Source organism: Myxococcus stipitatus DSM 14675 (genome assembly GCF_000331735.1).
Lineage (GTDB): Bacteria > Myxococcota > Myxococcia > Myxococcales > Myxococcaceae > Myxococcus > Myxococcus stipitatus.
On the sequence record NC_020126.1, the window covers coordinates 2,968,515 to 2,984,081 of the forward strand.

Consider the following 15,567-nt stretch of genomic DNA (forward strand, 5'->3'; position numbering starts at 1 on the left):
ATGTTCTCGAGCCGAGCCCGAGGGCTGCTGGACTTCTGCATGGCGGTGCTGTGCGTGTGGACGGCGTACCACCACACGCCCGCGGGGGCGCTGGTGCGCAAGGCCTCCGCGTGGGCCTTCTCCACGCAGAGCACCGCGCGACCGTTGTTGGCGTTCTACGACGGCATGACGGGCACGACGCTGGCCGCGCCCATGGTGGCTCCGGAGGTTTCGCTGGTGCGCGCGCTGACGAGCGCCGAGGCGCTGGCATGGGGCACACACCTGGCGCTGAAGGGAATGGACGCGCGCGCGCGGGCTCCCGCGACGGCGCTGGCGCAGGAGCAGGGCATCTCCATGTCGACGCTGGTGGACCCGGTGGAGGGGCCCGTCGCGGCGCGCAGGCTCCTGTCGGGGCTGGCGGAGGACTTTCCGCGCGAGGAGGCCCGGGTGACGGCCGTCTTCGTCGGACGCGTGCCCGCGCGCTATGCGCAGGAGCGTGCCGAGGCGGAAGGGGGCGCGTTGACGCTCGAGGCGCTGAGCCGGCAGCTTCCTCCTGGCTTCGAAGCGGCCTCGGTGGGAGCGGCGCAGGCGTTGGCCCTGTCCACGGCTTTTGGTCTGGCGTGGCCCGTGTCCGAAGGGGCACGTGTGACGAGCCCGTTCGGTGAGCGCAATCACCCCGTGCTGGGCACTCGGAAGATGCACACGGGCGTGGACCTGGGTGTCCCCACGGGCACGGCGGTGGCGGCCGTGGCGGAGGGCGTGGTGCGGCGCGCGAGTGAAGACTCCGTGAACGGCCGCGTGCTCGTATTGGACCATGGCCGAGGTGTGACGACGGCGTACTGCCACAACTCGGAGCTGCTCGTGCGGGTGGGGGAGCAGGTGACTCGGGGGCAGCTCATCGCTCGCTCCGGCAATACGGGCCGCTCCACGGGACCCCATCTGCACTATCAGCTCGAGCTGGCCTCGCGGCCCATGGACCCTCTCAAGTTCCGCGCTTCTGTTAGGACCGTGTCCCAGGACGCGCCTTTTTGACGGAATGCGAGTTCCTCGGAGGAGGGCGGGTGTTCCAGGGAGCGTGTCTTTGCTCGGCCGTGGGGGCTTGCGGGGACTACCCGTGACGTTGGCGAGGGAACTGGAGACGGCGCGAGGCTGTGGTACATCCGCGCCATGGCCTCGTCCCTGACTGTGCAGGTGCGCCGTGTTCGCGCGCACCCAGAGCCCTTGCCGCTTCCCCGCTACGAGACCGAGCTCGCCGCCGGGCTGGATTTGCGGGCGGACATCGACGAGGAGCGAGTCCTCCAACCCCTCGCGCGGATGGCGGTTCCCACGGGGCTCGCGCTGGGGTTGCCGCCTGGGTACGAGGGCCAGGTGCGACCTCGCTCGGGGTTGGCGCTCCGACATGGAATCACCCTGCTGAACTCACCTGGGACGGTGGACGCGGACTATCGGGGCGAGGTGCACGCCGTCCTGGTCAACCTCTCCAACGAGCCCTTCACCGTGCGTCGGGGTGACCGGGTCGCCCAGCTGGTGGTGGCGCCGGTGACCTCGGTGACGCTGGCGGAGGTGGAGGTGCTCGACGCGACGGCGCGGGGTGGGAGTGGGTTCGGGTCCACGGGCCGATAAGGCCGACGCGGACGGCATCGTTCCTTGATGACAGGGGAGTGTGCAGAATATGAGGCCCGGACCGCGTCCCCGCTGGTGGTCCTTCCTCGACTGGCCCCTGGAGTCCGACTGCTTTGCTTTGCTACCGCTGCGGAAGCCACGTCCCCGAGACGAATGACACCTGTCCCACCTGCGGGATGAAGTACGACGCGACTGCTCGACAGGCAGCCGGCGTCGCTCGCAAGCGGGGTCTGGAAGGCGCGCCCTACAAGCCCGGGGACGTCCTCGCCGGCCGCTACTCCATCAAGGAAGTGGTGGGCTCGGGCCCCATGGGCTTCGTCTTCCGGGCCCAGGACGAAGAGATAGACGTCGAGGTCGCGCTGAAGACCGTGCACCCGCGGCTCGTGCAGCAGCCCGAGGAGCGCACCCAGTTCTCCTTCTCGATGCGGGTGGGCAAGAAGCTCAACCACCCCAACCTGTTGCGCGTCTACGAAGAGGGGCTCGATGGCGAGCGGCCCTTCTTCACCATGCAGCTGTTGGAGGGATTGACGCTGCGGCGGATGATGGAGCAGCGCGCCTCGCGCGGGCAGCTCTTCTCGCTCAAGGACGTGGAGCCGCTGCTCGCGCAGATGGCCGCGGCGCTGGATGCCGCGCATCGCTTCGGTCCGCACTCCGACGTCAAGCCCGAGAACGTCATCGTCCTGCCGGACCTGCTGAAGGTGACGGACTACGGGCTGGGGCTCGCCGTGCCGCAGCTGCCCTTCGTCCAGGCGCAGAAGGGACATCGCTCGGATGTCTACATCGCGCCCGAGTACGTGGCGGGTGGTGAGCTCGACACGCGCATGGATGTGTACTCGCTCGGCGTGGTGATGGGTGAGCTCCTCACCGGGCTGGTGCCGACGGAAGGCGTGGTGCCGGGACTCACGTCGCTGCACCCGGACCTGCCCACGTCCTTCGAGGCGCTCTATCGCCGAGCGCTCAACATCAACCCGCTGGCCCGGCCGAAGTCCGCGGGGGAGCTGCACGCCGAGTTCGCCAACATCCTCGCGCGCTCGCCGGCCGCGGTGACCACGCGGGTGCGCGGTGTGCCGCCTCCCCCTGGGTCCGCGCAGGCCGCCGCGGTGAGGATGTCCGCTCGGCCTCCGCCGCCGGTGCCCACGGACATGATGCCGATTCCCACGGGCATCGTGTCCGCCGCGAAGCCGCCGCCGCCGGTGGCTGCTCCGCACGAGGAGGAAGAGCCGCCTCCGCCGGATGCGACGCAGCCGCTGGATGCGGCGACGCTCGCCGCCATCATTGGCGCGAATCCCCATGCGTCGCATCAGCGCCTCACCGAGCAGGCGATGCCGTTCATCTCCGGCCCGGCGGCTCGTGCCGCGATGGAGTCCGCGCAGGGGGGGCGTGCCTCGTCCGATGCCGGACGCGGCGGTGGTGAGTCGCCGTACGGTGGTCGTTCCGCGCAGGATGCCGCGCATGGCGGACGCGCGGGCGCCGAGGGCGGGAGGTCCGCGTCGGAGTCCTTGCACGGGGGCCGCTCTAGTGGCGAGTCGTCGCAGAGCGGACGCGGCGGTGGTGAGTCATCGCAGAGCGGACGCGGCGGTGGCGAGTCGCTGCAGAGCGGTCGCGGCGGTGGCGAGTCGTCGCAGAGCGGACGCGGCGGTGGTGAGTCGTCGCAGGGCGGTCGCGGCGGTGGCGAGTCGTCGCAGAGCGGTCGCGGCAGTGGTGAGTCGTCGCAGGGCGGTCGCGGCGGTGGTGAGTCATCGCAGAGCGGTCGCGGCGGTGGTGAGTCGTCGCAGAGCGGACGTGGCGGTGCTGAGGCCTCGCAGAGCGGTCGCGGCGTTGGTGGCTCGTCGCAAGGCGGTCGCAGCGGTGGCGAGTCGTCGCAGAGTGGTCGCAGCGGTGGTGAGTCGTCGCAGGGTGGTCGCAGCGGCAGTGAGTCGGCGCACGGTGGCCGCGCTGGTGCTGAGGCATCGCAGAGCGGTCGCGGAAGTGGTGAGCCTTCGCAGGGTGGTCGCGGCGGTGGTGACCCTTCGCGGTCCGGAGCGGATTCGAACCACAGTGGACGCTCGGGCGCGGAGAGCCTCTCGCGAGGCTCTTCAGAGCCGTCCCTGAGTGGACGCTCCAGTGCGGAGCCATCTGCGCGTTCGGGAGGCCCCGCGCCTCGCGCCTCCGGTCCGATGCCCTCGGCACAACCGCGAGCATCGTCGCGAGGCCAGGACTCGGTGGCGGGCGAAGCCGCTCCCTCCGTCTCCGGTGCCCGGTCCGCGCGCGGGCTGGAATCCTCTCCCGCGACGTCTGGTGCCCGCCCCGTGTCGCGGACCCTGGAAGCGCCCGTGGTGCCGAGCATCCGCACGGCACGCACGCTCGAGACCGTGCCGGCGATGTCGGGCGCGCGCACCGCGCCTCGGGCCCTCGACTTCGACCCGAGCATGTCGGGAGCGCGCTCGGGGGCACGCATCGCGCCGACTCAGCGGGGCAATCGCCCGCAGAAGTCCTCGGCCAAGCGTCGTCGTCTGGCGTTCGTCTGGATGGTGGTGCTGACGGTGGGTGGCCTCGCGCTCGGCGCGGGCGGCGGCTATCTGCTGTTGAACTACTGGAAGTCTCGCGGCACCCCGAAGCCGTCTGCTCCCTCCGCGGGTTCAGTGTCGCGGCAGGGGGGCAATGAAGTGGCGCCTCCGCTGGTCGTGGCCCTGTCTGAGAAGTGTCAGGACGGGATGCGGCTGGTGAGCGGAGGGTCCTTCAAGCGAGGCAAGGTCCGCGACGACGAACTCGCCAAGGTGGACGAGCGTCCCAGCGAGAACGTCATGGTGAACTCCTTCTGCATCGACGAGTTCGAGTTCCCGAACCAGCGGGGAGCGACCCCTCGAGTGGACGTCACCTTGGCTCAGGCACGTGCGCTGTGCGAGGCGGCGCAGAAGCGGCTCTGCACAGAGGACGAGTGGGAGAAGGCATGCAAGGGACCGGGCAACGCGCGCTTCGCGTACGGGAACGATTACCTTCAGGGCACGTGCAATACGAAGATTCCCCAAGCGGGCATCGTGCCTTCCATCGCGGCGTCCGGGACGTCACCTCAGTGCGTCTCGCCGGGCTATCGCGTGGCCGACCTCTCCGGCAACGTCGCCGAGTGGACGGAGACCCGCATCGAGCGCCGGGGCACCATCCAGAAGGGTGGAGCCTTCAACGAGCCCTACGCCGACTCCCGCTGCAGCGCGGTGAAGTATGGCGACCCCGAGATGGCCTCCGCGTCGGTGGGCTTCCGTTGCTGCTCGAGCGCACAGCCATGAGCCGGCTGGCACTCGTGCTCTGCCTCTCCCTGTTGCCAGCCGTCGCGCTGGCCCAGGGGAGTGCTCGCCCACGAGTGGTGGCGGTGAAGTCCGCCAACCTCGCGCCCTACGCCTCCGTCATCGCTGGCTTCTCCGCGGAGGCTCGCGCGGACGTGCAGGAGATGATGCTCGACGAGAGCCCGGGCGCCGCCGCGCGTGTCTTCAAGAAGCTGGCGGCGCAGAAGCCCGCACTGGTGCTGGCCCTGGGCCCCCTGGCGGCCAATGCCGCGAGGCGCTCCCTGGGCGAGGACGTGCCCGTCCTCTTCGCCATGGTGCCGTACTACGAGAAGTACGGACTGGAGGGCCCCAACGTCACCGGCATCTCGCTCACCAGTGACTTGGGACCGGAACTGGAGGCGCTCGTCGCGGTGGCCCCCAAGGTCCGCCGCGTGGGCATGGTGCATGACCCCCGTTTCTCCGCGAGCACGGTGACGCAGGCGCAGAGCGCCGCCGCGTCGAGGAGCCTGTCCATCCTCGCGCTGGAGGTCGACTCTCCGGCGAAGGTGGAGAAGGTGCTCGAGGGTGCCGCGGGCCGAGTGGACGCGCTGCTCATGGTGGCGGACAAGACGGTGGGCAACGCCGCCGTCGTTCAAGAGCTCATCGCCTTCGCGCAGTCGAAGCGGCTGCCGCTCATCGCGCTCACGCCCAGCCAGGTGAAGGAGGGCGCGGCGCTGGCGTTGTCGCCCAGTCCCCTGGCCATCGGCCTGCAGGCGGGGCGGCTGGCCAATCGCATCATCCACGAGAAGGTCGACCCGGGGGCGCTGGCGGTGGCGCAGCCGGAAGGGTTGGACCTGTCCATCAACCTCACCACCGCCAAGAAGTTGGGTCCGTCCTCCGAGCCCGTGCTGGAGCTCCTCCGGTTCGCGGCGCGGCGGGACTTTGCCGTGAAGGTCTACGAGTGATTCCGCGATACAGCCGACAGGAGATGTCCAACCTCTGGTCCGACGTGGCCCGCCTGCGCCGCTGGCGCGACGTGGAGCTCGCCGCGCTGGAGGGAATGGTGGAGGCGGGACTGGCCCCTCGTGAGGCGCTGGAGGATTGTGTCCAGCGCGCGGGGGACTTCACGCCCGCCGACGCCGCGCGCATCGAGGAGATCGAGCGCACCACCAAGCACGACGTCATCGCGTTCCTCACCTTCATGGAGGAGCGCGTGGGGCCCAGCGCACGCTGGCTGCACCTGGGCATGACGTCCTCGGACGTGCTGGACACGTCGCTGGGGATGACGTTGCGCGACGCCATGGACCTCATCCTCCAGGACCTGGAGCGGGTGATGGCCGCGGTGGAGAAGCGCGCCTTCGAGCACAAGCACACGCTGCAGATGGGCCGCAGCCACGGCATCCACGCGGAGCCCGTGACGTTCGGCCACAAGCTGGCCATCTGGTACGACGAGCTCCGCCGCGCCCGCACGCGCCTGCTGTCCGCGCGCGAGACCATCGCCACGGGCATGATTTCCGGCGCCGTCGGCACCTTCGCGCACCTGCCTCCCGCCGTGGAGGAGTACGTCTGCAAGAAGCTGGGCCTGAAGCCCGCGCCCGCCTCCAGCCAGGTGGTGCAGCGTGACCGGCACGCCGAGTACTTCACCGCGCTGGCGCTTCTGGGCGCGAGCATCGAGAAGTTCGCGGTGGAGATTCGCCACCTGCAGCGCACGGAGGTGCGCGAGGCGGAGGAGCCCTTCACCGCGGGGCAGAAGGGCTCCAGCGCGATGCCGCACAAGCGCAACCCCATCCTCTCGGAGAACCTCACGGGCCTCGCGCGCCTCTTGCGTGGCTACGCGGTGAGCGCGATGGAGGACGTGGCGCTGTGGCACGAGCGGGACATCTCCCACTCGTCCGTGGAGCGCGTCATCGGCCCGGACGCCACCATCCTCGCGGACTTCATGCTGATGCGCTTCGCCCGCCTGATGGAGGACCTGCGCGTCTACCCCGAGCAGATGAAGAGGAACCTGGACCTGCTGGGCGGAGTGGTGAACTCGCAGCGGCTCCTGTTGGAGCTGGCGCGCAAGGGCATGGACCGCCAGGCCGCCTACGTCATCGTCCAGCGCAACGCGATGAAGCTCTACGAGGAGGGCGTCGACTTCCGGCAGGCCCTGCTCGCGGACGCGGACCTGTGCAAGATGATGACGCCCGAGGAGATCAACGACTGCTTCTCCCCGGGCTACCACACGCGGCACATGGACGACATCTTCCGCCGCGTCTTCGGCCGGAGCGAGTAGCCCCGGCCTGTTGTGAAACCGCGCGGGAGGGCTACTTCAGGTAGCCCTTCTGCCGCAGGTTCCGCTCGATGCGCGCGTGCACGTCGCCCGGCTCCAGCGTCAGCGACGTGCCCGTGATCTGCTCGAAGGCCGCCACGTACTTGGTGGCCAGCTCCACGCGGACGTCATCCGGAATCGCCGGCGGTGTGCCGTGGCCGGAGAAGCCCCGCTCGCGGATGAGCCACTGGCGGATGTTCTCCTTGTCCAGCATGCGCTGGTCCTCGCCCTTGGCGAAGCGCGCCTCGTACTCGTCCGCCACCCAGTAGCGGCTGGAGTCCGGGGTGTGCATCTCGTCGATGACGTAGATGTCGTCGCCCACCTTGCCGAACTCGTACTTCGTATCCACGAGGATGAGGCCTCGGGTGCGCGCCCACTTCTGTCCCTCCGCGAACAGGCCTCGGGCCGCCTCGGTGATGCGGGCCCAGTCGCGGGTGCTGGCCAGGCCCCTGGCGAGAATCTCCTTCTCGGAGATGGGCTCGTCGTGCTGCCCGTACTCGGCCTTCGTGGACGGGGTGATGATGGGCGAGGGGAAGGCCTCGTCCTTGCGCATGCCCGCGGGGAAGGGGAGGCCGTAGGCGGTGTGCGTGCCCTTCTCGTAGTCGCGCCACAGGCTGCCGGTGAGGTAGCCGCGAATCACCACCTCCACCGTGAAGGGCTGACACGCGCGCGCCACGGTGACGTTGGCGTCCGGCACGTCGAGCACGTGGTTGGGGCAGATGTGCTTCGTTCTCTCGAACCAGAAGGACGAGAGGCGGTTGAGCACCTCGCCCTTGAAAGGGATGGTGGTGAGGACGTGGTCGAACGCGGAGAGCCGGTCCGTCGTCACGAGGACGAGCGAGTCGCCCTGGCGATACGTGTCCCGGACCTTGCCACGGTAGTGCTGGCCGAGCGCCGGCAGGTCCACCTGGCGGAGCGTGAGGGGAAGCTGAGCGTGGAGTGCGGAGGTATTCACTGGCGCCTCGCGGCCCGCCCCTCGGGAAGGTGAAGTCCGACGAGGAGGGGGGGCTGCTTCGGGCGCGGGACTCTACTGGAGCGCGGCCGGCATGGAAGCAGGACCGTAGGCAGCCGCCAGATAGAGGAAAGCTGGATTGATACGCAGGATACCATCCACGTAAGCAACCGCGTACGGCGCGCTGGACGCCCGGTCCACCTGCACCACGCCCTCGGGCTGGATGCCCCAGTGCGCGAGCAGCGTGCGGGCCACCAACTCGGCCGCTTCCCGCTCGGACAGGCCCTGCAGGCTCTCCCGGCGGTCTTCCGGCCAACGCTCACCCGCGCGAGCCTCCAGCACGAGCTGCAACCCCTTGCCCGCATCGGGCGCCTGGAACAGGTCCATGCGCACATCGAAGCCCGGGGCCGCCAGCAGCTCCCCGTTCTGGCTGATGGGGAAGAGCACCAGCGCCTGCGCCGCCTGACCCGCTTCCACGTCCGACTGACGCGCCACCTCGCGGAACATCTCCAGCCGCGTGGCGGGAGACTCGAACTCGAGGAACTCGGGCGGGTGTGCGAGCGCCTGACGGGCACTCATGGTCGCGCGCACGGGCGTGCCCGCGCCACCACAAGCGGTGAGCACGGCGACGACCGACAGGAGCAAGCCAGGAAGCACGCGACGCATACAGCCGGGAATATACCGATCTGCTTCAGGATCAACCAGCTAAACTCGGTGTCATGCGTCCAGCGGCACAACTCTCCGTTGTCCCGCATGAAAGGCCCTCGCCAGGGACAGTCGCCCCTTCTCCGATCGGTCCTTTCCGACCCGGCCACCCCGGGGCTCGGTGGCTCCGAGCGGCTCGCCAGCAACGGTGATGCGGTGCTGAAGGGCTGTGTACGCGGGCGGCCCTCCGGCTCGTACCCAGGCGCGAAGAGACGCACGGCGCTGGTGTCCGGTGATGCGTGGAGGAGGGCGGCCTCGCCATCCCGACCGGGGACGTCCAGCGGTCCACGAACCGGGCTCGGTGCTCCACGGTCCTGTTGAATCCCCGTCACCCTCACGAGCTGAGGCGGGAGTGCTTCGAGCGGACCCGGCGCGAGGCGGAGCAAGGGCTCACGGCCTTCAAGCAGCTGGGACACGCGGTGGCGCGGGGCACTTCTCCCTGACCGGATGAATCACCTGGTAGGGAAAAGTCCCCGGCGCCGCTGAGAGCACGACGGCGGGAGACTTACGCCGCGTCCTTCTTGTACGTCTCGGCGTGGTGCTTCTCGCACAGACCGGCCTTGAGGACCTTGGTGCGGCACTCGGGCTTGGAGCAGGTGCGGTAGCGCGAGTGGGGCAGGTCGCCCTGGCGCCAGGTCTTGTAGTGGAAGAAGCAGTAGCTCTTGGCGCGGTAGGGGCGCTTGCAGCCCTCCACGGAGCAAGCCTTCTTGCCACCGCCCTTGGCGGTGCGCGGCCATTTGGTGAGCTTCTTCTGCGTCGTCGGGGTGGCCTCGGCCATTGTCGAACTCTCCTGCGAATCGATACGGGTACCGCGGCGCCACTTGGCAGTGGACCATCCGCCGGGTACGAAAAAGGCGCACTGTCTAGCGCCCATGCCACCCGAACGCAAGGACACGCCGGAAGACCGGTGTGGGCCCCCAGGCTCAGGGAGCCTGTTCGCCCCCCCCGGAATCCGGGTCCGCCGCCTTGGAGGGCGGGGGCGACGGGAAGGACTTGGCCCGGGGGACGGGTGACAGCAGGTCCTCCAGGACGGACTGGGCGCGGGTGGGACGCCGTCCCTGCCGATGGGCGGCCAGGGGAGCGGGCACGGGCCCCTCGTCTGGCATCTCCTCCAGCCGGACGGTGAGGTGCATGGGCTTGCCCAGCCGGTGGATGAGCAGCCTCACGTTCCGGCCCACGCCTCGCGCGGCCACCTGCCACCGCAAGGTGTGCGCCCGCTGCACGCGCCGCGTGTCGAGCCCCACGATGACATCGCCGCTGAGCAACCCCGCGCGCTCTCCGGGGCCCTCTTCCACCACATCCGTCACCACCACGCCGGGGCCATGGCTCAGGTTGAAGGCCTCGGCCACCTCGGGGGTGAAGTCCTGCACGCTGATGCCCAGCCATCCGCGGCGCACGCGGCCGTGGGCGCGCAGCTGCGGAATCACCGTCTTCGCGATGTCGATGGGGATGGCGAAGCCGATGCCTTGTCCCGCCACGTTGACGGCGTTGGCCACCGCGACGACGTCACCGTGCATGTCCAGGACGGGGCCGCCCGAGTTGCCCGGGTTGATGGACGCGTCCATCTGCATGTAGTCGAAGTCGCCGTCACGCCCGTTGGGCGTCACGTCCGTGCGGCCCATGTAGCTGACCACGCCCACCGTCACCGACTGGGACAGTCCGAACGGGTTGCCGATGACGACAATCCAGTCCGCCGAGCGCACGTGCGAGGACGACGCGAGCCGGAGCACCGGGAGCTTGCGCGGGGCGTCGATCTTCAGGAGCGCGCAGTCCGTCCGGTTGTCCTCACCCACGACCTGGGCGACGTACTCCTCCGCGTAGCCGCGCGGATGCATCAGGGAGACGACGACCTCGGTGGCTCCCTCGACGACGTGGGCGCTGGTGAGGATGTAACCGGACGGGTGGATGATGAAGCCGGAGCCGATGCCCTTCTGCGGCTCCTCACCGGACGAGGCCGCGTCTTCCGCGGGCTGTCGGGTGGTGATGGAGACCACCGAGGGCATCGCCTTGCGAGCCACCTGGCTCAGCGTGGCGCGCTGGTTCTCCAGCGAACGGTTCTGCGCCTCGAGCCACAGTCGTCCCCGCTCGCGCCCGGCGGCTTGTCCGGGCACACAGAGCGCGCTCAGGAGCGCGGTGATGATGACGACATTCTTGAATGGAGCCTTGTGCATGCCCCGCCTCCGCCCCAACCGGCCGCCCACCCACGCAAGCTAGGGAGGGGAACCGAGGTGCGGAAGCGGACCTGTCCGCCAGGCTACTTCTTCTTCGCGATGATTCGGTCGACCGCCGCACGGTCCTCGGCGGTGATGCGCTCGCGAGGTGCCGCATCCGTCGAGCGGGAGACGGCGCCCTTGGCGTCCTCGTAGGCGTCCTCCAGCCCATCCTTCATCCGGTCCATGGTGTCGGGCTTCACGGCGCGCTTCCACGCCCGCTCCATGTGCTGCAGCGGCGTGCGCCCATCCACGTTGCCCGACGACAGGAAGATGCCGAGCCCCACCGCGCAGACCGTCCAGACGATGAACTTCAAAGCTCCCATGCTCACAGCCTCCTACGTCTTCTTACATCTGACGGAAGGGCTTGGCCAGTTTCCGGCGGTGTGGGCGGTAAAGCGCGACAGCGCGGGGCGTGGCACTTAATGTCGGCGCGCTTGCAGCCCGAAGAACTCTTCCAGGCCGCCCGAACGAGGGCGGCGCAGATGGACGTGGGTCGTGGAGACGCGGTGGTGGAGCGTGTCCGGGCCGCCACGTCCGCATTGTTCAGCCGGATTCCCGAGCCGCCGGTGTACCGCCGCGCGGAGGACCCTTCCCGAAAGGCTGCGGCCGCGCTGCTGCCGGAGGTGGAGAAGGTGCTCGCGGAGGCGCTCGCGGCGGGGAGAGACCCGTCGAACGCGCCCGCGCTGGAGAAAATCGTGGCCGCGCTGCTCGCGCATGGCGAGGCGCTGTGCCACACGGCCGGCGGACGCCTGGAGGCGGCGGAGATGGCGTGGCGCCGCGCTCAGGAACTGGAGCGGGCCGCCCATCCGACGCGGCACCTGGTGACGGCGCCGCCGCTTCCGCCTCCGGTGTTCGACAAGGTGTCGGGGGGCTCGCGGTATGACCCTCGGCCCGCGCCGCAGGCGAGCGTGAAGCTGGTGTGTCCGAACACCGGCTGCAAGCGGGTGGGGGACTACGCGTTCCTGACGAGCCACGCCTACAACCGCTTCGTCTGTCCGGTGTGCGGCACGGGCTTCCTGGCGTACTTCGGGGAGCTGCGCGGGTTGGAGGTGGAGGTGGGGCGCAGCTCGAAGCGCTACTTCTTCACCGTGGACGAGGTGGGGGCGAACAACGCGGCGCGCATCGAGTTCGAGGAGGCGGGAGGGCAGGAGTTCCCCGCGGCGCGCAGGGACTTGCTGGCGTTCCTGTACACGGAGGCTCGGGAGCTGAAGGTGGTGGTGAACCTCACCAACCAGCGGCTCATGTGGGTGAGCCCGGCGTCCTCGTGCTTCGTGGCGACGGTGGCGTTTGGCGAGGGCGCGCCGGAGCTCGTGGCGTTCCGTGCGTATCGAGATGAAGTCCTGCGGAAGAGTCAGCTCGGTCGAGCGTTCATCCGTGGCTACTATCGCTTTGGCCCGGACGTGGCACGGTGGGTGTCACGCAGGCCGGTGGCTCGGAGCGGAGTGCGCTGGACGCTGAGGCAGGTGCATGACCGCCTGACCAGGAGTGGATTCTCGTGACGCAGGAAGGAATCGGCGCACCGCCGCCCGCGAAGCCGACGGGTGGGGGGACCAAGCTGCTCTTGGGAGTGTTGGCGGGGTTGGGGTTGGTGGGGGTGGTGTACCTGGGAGTGCTGGAGGCTCGGCGCTCGAAGCTCGTGCCGGATGGTGCGTCCACGCCCTCGTTCGTGCTGCAGAAGCACGAGGGCGGGGAGCTGCGGCTGGAGGACCTCCGAGGCCAGGTGGTGATGCTGGACTTCTGGGCGACGTGGTGTCCGCCCTGCCGCGAGGAGATGCCGGCGCTCGTGAAGCTGGCCAAGGAGTACGAGTCGCAGGGGCTCGTGTTCGTGGCGGCCAGTCGCGATGACGGGGCGATGGCGCCCAAGATGGTGGAGAGCTTCGTGCGAGGCCACCTGCCGGAGCTCAAGCCCTATGTGGCCTATGCCGGCGATGACATGGCGCGGGCCTTCCAGGTCAGCGCGCTGCCCACGCTCTACTTCCTGGACCGCGACGGCAAGGTGATGGACGCGCAGCGAGGCGCCATGTCCGAGGACGACATCCGTCGCCGCATCGAGCGCGCGCTGAAGCAGCAGTAACGGGCGTTGCTGTCGAGCACGTGACGCCGTGCTCGGAGCGCCGCTGCGCCGCGCCACCCACCCATTCGTGATGCATGGGTGGCCGCGGACTTGATGACCCCTTCAGCTCTGTGCGACCTGCCCGCCAGTTACTTCCCGGGTGCGCCCGGTGCTGCCTTGCCGTCGGAGGCGGGCGGCTTTGGGGTGGGTGCCGCGCCTGATGAGGAGGCTGGAGCCTGCTTCGGCGCGGGTGGCGTGCGGGTCGTGGCGGGCTTGGATGCCGGCGCCGGCGCCGCCGACGAGGCGGGAGCTGGCTTCGACGCGGTGGCAGCTCCCGATGACGGCGCGGGTGCCGAGCTGGTCGTGGCGGGCTTCGACGCAGGTGCGGTTCCCGATGACGGAGCCGACTTCGACGCTGGCGGGGTCCCCGACGCGGGGGCCGCCGTGCTCGTGGAGGGCTTTGAGTCGGCAGCTGAACTGGATGCCGCTGGAGCCGTCGTGTTCGTGGGCGGCTTCGGTGTCGCCGCGGAATCCGGCGACAGGGCTGGGGTGCCCGTAGAAGGCGGCTTCGCGGCGGGCGCGGGGCTCTGAGCCGTGGAGGGCTTCGGTGCAGGCGCGGGACTCGGTGCGGCCGGAGGTGTCGTGCCCGTGGACGGCTTCGTCGCGGGAGGCTGCTGTCCCGCCGGGACGACAGTCTCCTTGCCCTCGGTCTCCACCTCGGAGCGCACGAGCTTGAAGTCGACGCGGCGGTTCTTCGCGCGACCGAGCGCCGTGTCGTTCGTGGCGATGGGCCGGTCGAAGCCGAAGCCCGCGGAGCTCAAGCGCTTGCGCTCGATGCTCTTCGACACCAGGTAGTCGAGCACGGAGCGGGCGCGCCGGTCCGACAGGCCCATGTTGAGCTGCCGCGAGCCGCGGTTGTCCGTATGGCCTTCGATGAGCACCGGGCCCAGCGTGGGGTTCTTCCGCAGCACCGTGGCCACCTCGTCGAGCAGCGGATACGAGCGCTTCTGGATGACGGCCGAGCCCGTCTCGAAGAGCACGTTGCCCTTGATGCGGATGCGGTCCGACTCGACGAACACGTACGGCGGCGAGTCGAACGGGCAGCCGTTGTTCTCCGGCGGGCCGAACTGGTCGGGGCAGTCGTCCTCGTTGTCGGGCACCTCGTCGCCGTCGGTGTCCGGGCAGCCGTCGTAGTCCTTCGGACCGGGCTTCTCCGGGCACTTGTCGAACTCGTCGGTGATGCCGTCGCCGTCGGTGTCCACCTCGGGGCAGCCCTTGCGCTCCTTGGGCCCCTTCACGTCGGGGCAGCTGTCCTCGCCGTCGACCACGCCGTCGTCGTCGTTGTCCGGGTCGGGGCAGCCGTCGCCGTCCATGAACCCGTCCTTGTCCTCGGCCTCGTTGGGGCAGCGGTCGCGGTGGTCGGGGACGTTGTCGCCATCCGAGTCGGCGAAGCTCTCGTCGTAGCGCAGGCCGAACATGACGCGCAGGGCCTCGCGCCCGTAGCCACTGGACAGGTTGATGCCGCGGCCCACGTTCAGCTCGAGCCCCCAGTTGCCCCAGATTTTCGCGCGAGCACCCACGAGGGCTTCCCACGGCGTCTTGAGCGAGTCGGCCTGGTCGAAGTTGAACGGGCGCACCAGCGGCGTGCCCAGGTGCATCTCGGCCGTGGCCTGGACGTCGGTGAACCGGCCCATGTTGGGCAGCTCCGCGATGGCACCGCCTCCGAGCGTCAGCTCATCCCCCACGCGCAGGTTGAGGTACTGCGCATCCTTGCGCAGCCGCATGCCCACGTTGCCGATGACGCGGATGGGAACAGCCAGGGACCCGAAGCGGTGCTCCACCGCGAGGCGCGGGGCGAAGAGCACGCCTCTCTCTCCGGTGAAGCTGTCCGCGCTGCCGGTGGGCAGGCGGACCTCGGGCACGAGCGACACGCCCACGGGGAACTGCTCCCGGTCCAGGAGGTGGAGCCGAGGCACCACGCGCATGTCGCCGAGCGTGGTGCGGCTCACGCCTGCGGCCCCCGGGAAGTTGGGGGCATTGAGCGCATCGCGCAGCAGGTGGAAGTTGTCGCCCTGGAGGACCGTGATGGGCAGGTCCACGCCCAGCTCCACGCGCTCATGGAGCTGGTAGGCGAAGAGCAGGTGCGCGTCGAGCCGGTAGGGCAGCAGGTCGCCCAGCTTCTCGTCTCCAAGCTTGAGCGCGAGGATGCGCCAGTTGAAGTCGAAGAGCAGGGCGCCGCGGAAACTTCCCACGGGCTCGCCGCTGCTGGTTCCCTCCAGCGCGATACCGCTGTTCTGCGCGGGAGTGGGCTTGACGGGGACTGCGTCAAAGCCGCGAGAGAAGGGGTCTGGCTCCGCGCTTGCCGCCGCCGAGGCCATCATCAGGCCGAGCACGACAAGTCGAATGATGGAGCCGCTCAGGGGCCGCCACCGTGGAAGATGGCCGGAGCTGGTTCCTCGCATGACGCCAGCTCATAGCATTCGCTCCCAGGA

Annotated in this window: 13 protein-coding genes; 7 read left to right on the forward strand and 6 right to left on the reverse strand. The window is 69.6% G+C overall.

The annotated features are described in order from the left end of the window. From MYSTI_RS11665 to purB, 5 genes are all read left to right on the forward strand, one after another. Positions 1–1,011, forward strand: coding sequence for a M23 family metallopeptidase (locus tag MYSTI_RS11665; protein WP_015347947.1), 1,011 nt, complete (start codon positions 1–3; stop codon positions 1,009–1,011). Between the two features lie 135 nt (positions 1,012–1,146). Next, complete coding sequence (dut, locus tag MYSTI_RS11670; protein WP_015347948.1) at positions 1,147–1,602, forward strand: dUTP diphosphatase; 456 nt, start codon at positions 1,147–1,149, stop codon at positions 1,600–1,602. A 113-nt stretch (positions 1,603–1,715) separates the two neighbouring features. Further along, positions 1,716–4,865, forward strand: a complete 3,150-nt coding sequence (locus MYSTI_RS41705; protein WP_015347949.1) for a protein kinase domain-containing protein — start codon at positions 1,716–1,718, stop codon at positions 4,863–4,865. Next, positions 4,862–5,806 (forward strand): ABC transporter substrate-binding protein, encoded by a 945-nt coding sequence (locus tag MYSTI_RS11685; protein WP_015347950.1) that lies wholly within the window; start codon positions 4,862–4,864, stop codon positions 5,804–5,806. Before MYSTI_RS41705 ends, MYSTI_RS11685 begins: the two co-directional genes overlap by 4 nt. After that, positions 5,803–7,116, forward strand: a complete 1,314-nt coding sequence (gene purB / locus MYSTI_RS11690) for an adenylosuccinate lyase (protein ID WP_044279506.1) — start codon at positions 5,803–5,805, stop codon at positions 7,114–7,116. Before MYSTI_RS11685 ends, purB begins: the two co-directional genes overlap by 4 nt. 31 nt (positions 7,117–7,147) lie before the next feature. Here the strand turns inward: purB and MYSTI_RS11695 are convergent, their stop codons facing one another. From MYSTI_RS11695 to MYSTI_RS11720, 5 genes are all read right to left on the reverse strand, one after another. Further along, a complete protein-coding gene (locus tag MYSTI_RS11695) occupies positions 7,148–8,107 on the reverse strand; it encodes a phosphoribosylaminoimidazolesuccinocarboxamide synthase (protein ID WP_015347952.1) in 960 nt (319 codons plus the stop codon). A 72-nt stretch (positions 8,108–8,179) separates the two neighbouring features. Next, positions 8,180–8,770 (reverse strand): hypothetical protein, encoded by a 591-nt coding sequence (locus MYSTI_RS11700; protein WP_015347953.1) that lies wholly within the window; start codon positions 8,768–8,770, stop codon positions 8,180–8,182. A 544-nt stretch (positions 8,771–9,314) separates the two neighbouring features. Beyond that, positions 9,315–9,587, reverse strand: a complete 273-nt coding sequence (locus tag MYSTI_RS11710; protein WP_015347955.1) for a hypothetical protein — start codon at positions 9,585–9,587, stop codon at positions 9,315–9,317. Between the two features lie 145 nt (positions 9,588–9,732). Continuing rightward, positions 9,733–10,980 (reverse strand): S1C family serine protease, encoded by a 1,248-nt coding sequence (locus MYSTI_RS11715; protein WP_015347956.1) that lies wholly within the window; start codon positions 10,978–10,980, stop codon positions 9,733–9,735. A gap of 83 nt (positions 10,981–11,063) precedes the next feature. Then, a complete protein-coding gene (locus MYSTI_RS11720) occupies positions 11,064–11,351 on the reverse strand; it encodes a hypothetical protein (protein ID WP_015347957.1) in 288 nt (95 codons plus the stop codon). Between the two features lie 93 nt (positions 11,352–11,444). Between MYSTI_RS11720 and MYSTI_RS11725 the strand changes: the two genes are divergently transcribed. Further along, positions 11,445–12,521, forward strand: coding sequence for a BRcat domain-containing protein (locus MYSTI_RS11725; protein ID WP_015347958.1), 1,077 nt, complete (start codon positions 11,445–11,447; stop codon positions 12,519–12,521). Beyond that, positions 12,518–13,096 (forward strand): TlpA family protein disulfide reductase, encoded by a 579-nt coding sequence (locus MYSTI_RS11730; protein ID WP_015347959.1) that lies wholly within the window; start codon positions 12,518–12,520, stop codon positions 13,094–13,096. Before MYSTI_RS11725 ends, MYSTI_RS11730 begins: the two co-directional genes overlap by 4 nt. A 128-nt stretch (positions 13,097–13,224) precedes the next feature. Here the strand turns inward: MYSTI_RS11730 and MYSTI_RS11735 are convergent, their stop codons facing one another. Next, entirely contained in the window at positions 13,225–15,537 is a 2,313-nt protein-coding gene (locus tag MYSTI_RS11735) for an OmpA family protein (RefSeq protein WP_015347960.1), read from the reverse strand. Between the last annotated feature and the right edge of the window lie 30 nt (positions 15,538–15,567).

Coding starts and splice junctions, on each gene's coding strand:
- MYSTI_RS11685 (WP_015347950.1), top strand. CDS start 4,862: ATGAGCCGGCTGGCACTCGTGCTCTGCCTCTCCCTGTTGCCAGCCGTC.
- MYSTI_RS11715 (WP_015347956.1), bottom strand. CDS start 10,980: ATGCACAAGGCTCCATTCAAGAATGTCGTCATCATCACCGCGCTCCTG.
- MYSTI_RS11665 (WP_015347947.1), top strand. CDS start 1: ATGTTCTCGAGCCGAGCCCGAGGGCTGCTGGACTTCTGCATGGCGGTG.
- MYSTI_RS11700 (WP_015347953.1), bottom strand. CDS start 8,770: ATGCGTCGCGTGCTTCCTGGCTTGCTCCTGTCGGTCGTCGCCGTGCTC.
- MYSTI_RS11735 (WP_015347960.1), bottom strand. CDS start 15,537: ATGCGAGGAACCAGCTCCGGCCATCTTCCACGGTGGCGGCCCCTGAGC.
- dut (WP_015347948.1), top strand. CDS start 1,147: ATGGCCTCGTCCCTGACTGTGCAGGTGCGCCGTGTTCGCGCGCACCCA.
- MYSTI_RS11725 (WP_015347958.1), top strand. CDS start 11,445: ATGTCGGCGCGCTTGCAGCCCGAAGAACTCTTCCAGGCCGCCCGAACG.
- MYSTI_RS11710 (WP_015347955.1), bottom strand. CDS start 9,587: ATGGCCGAGGCCACCCCGACGACGCAGAAGAAGCTCACCAAATGGCCG.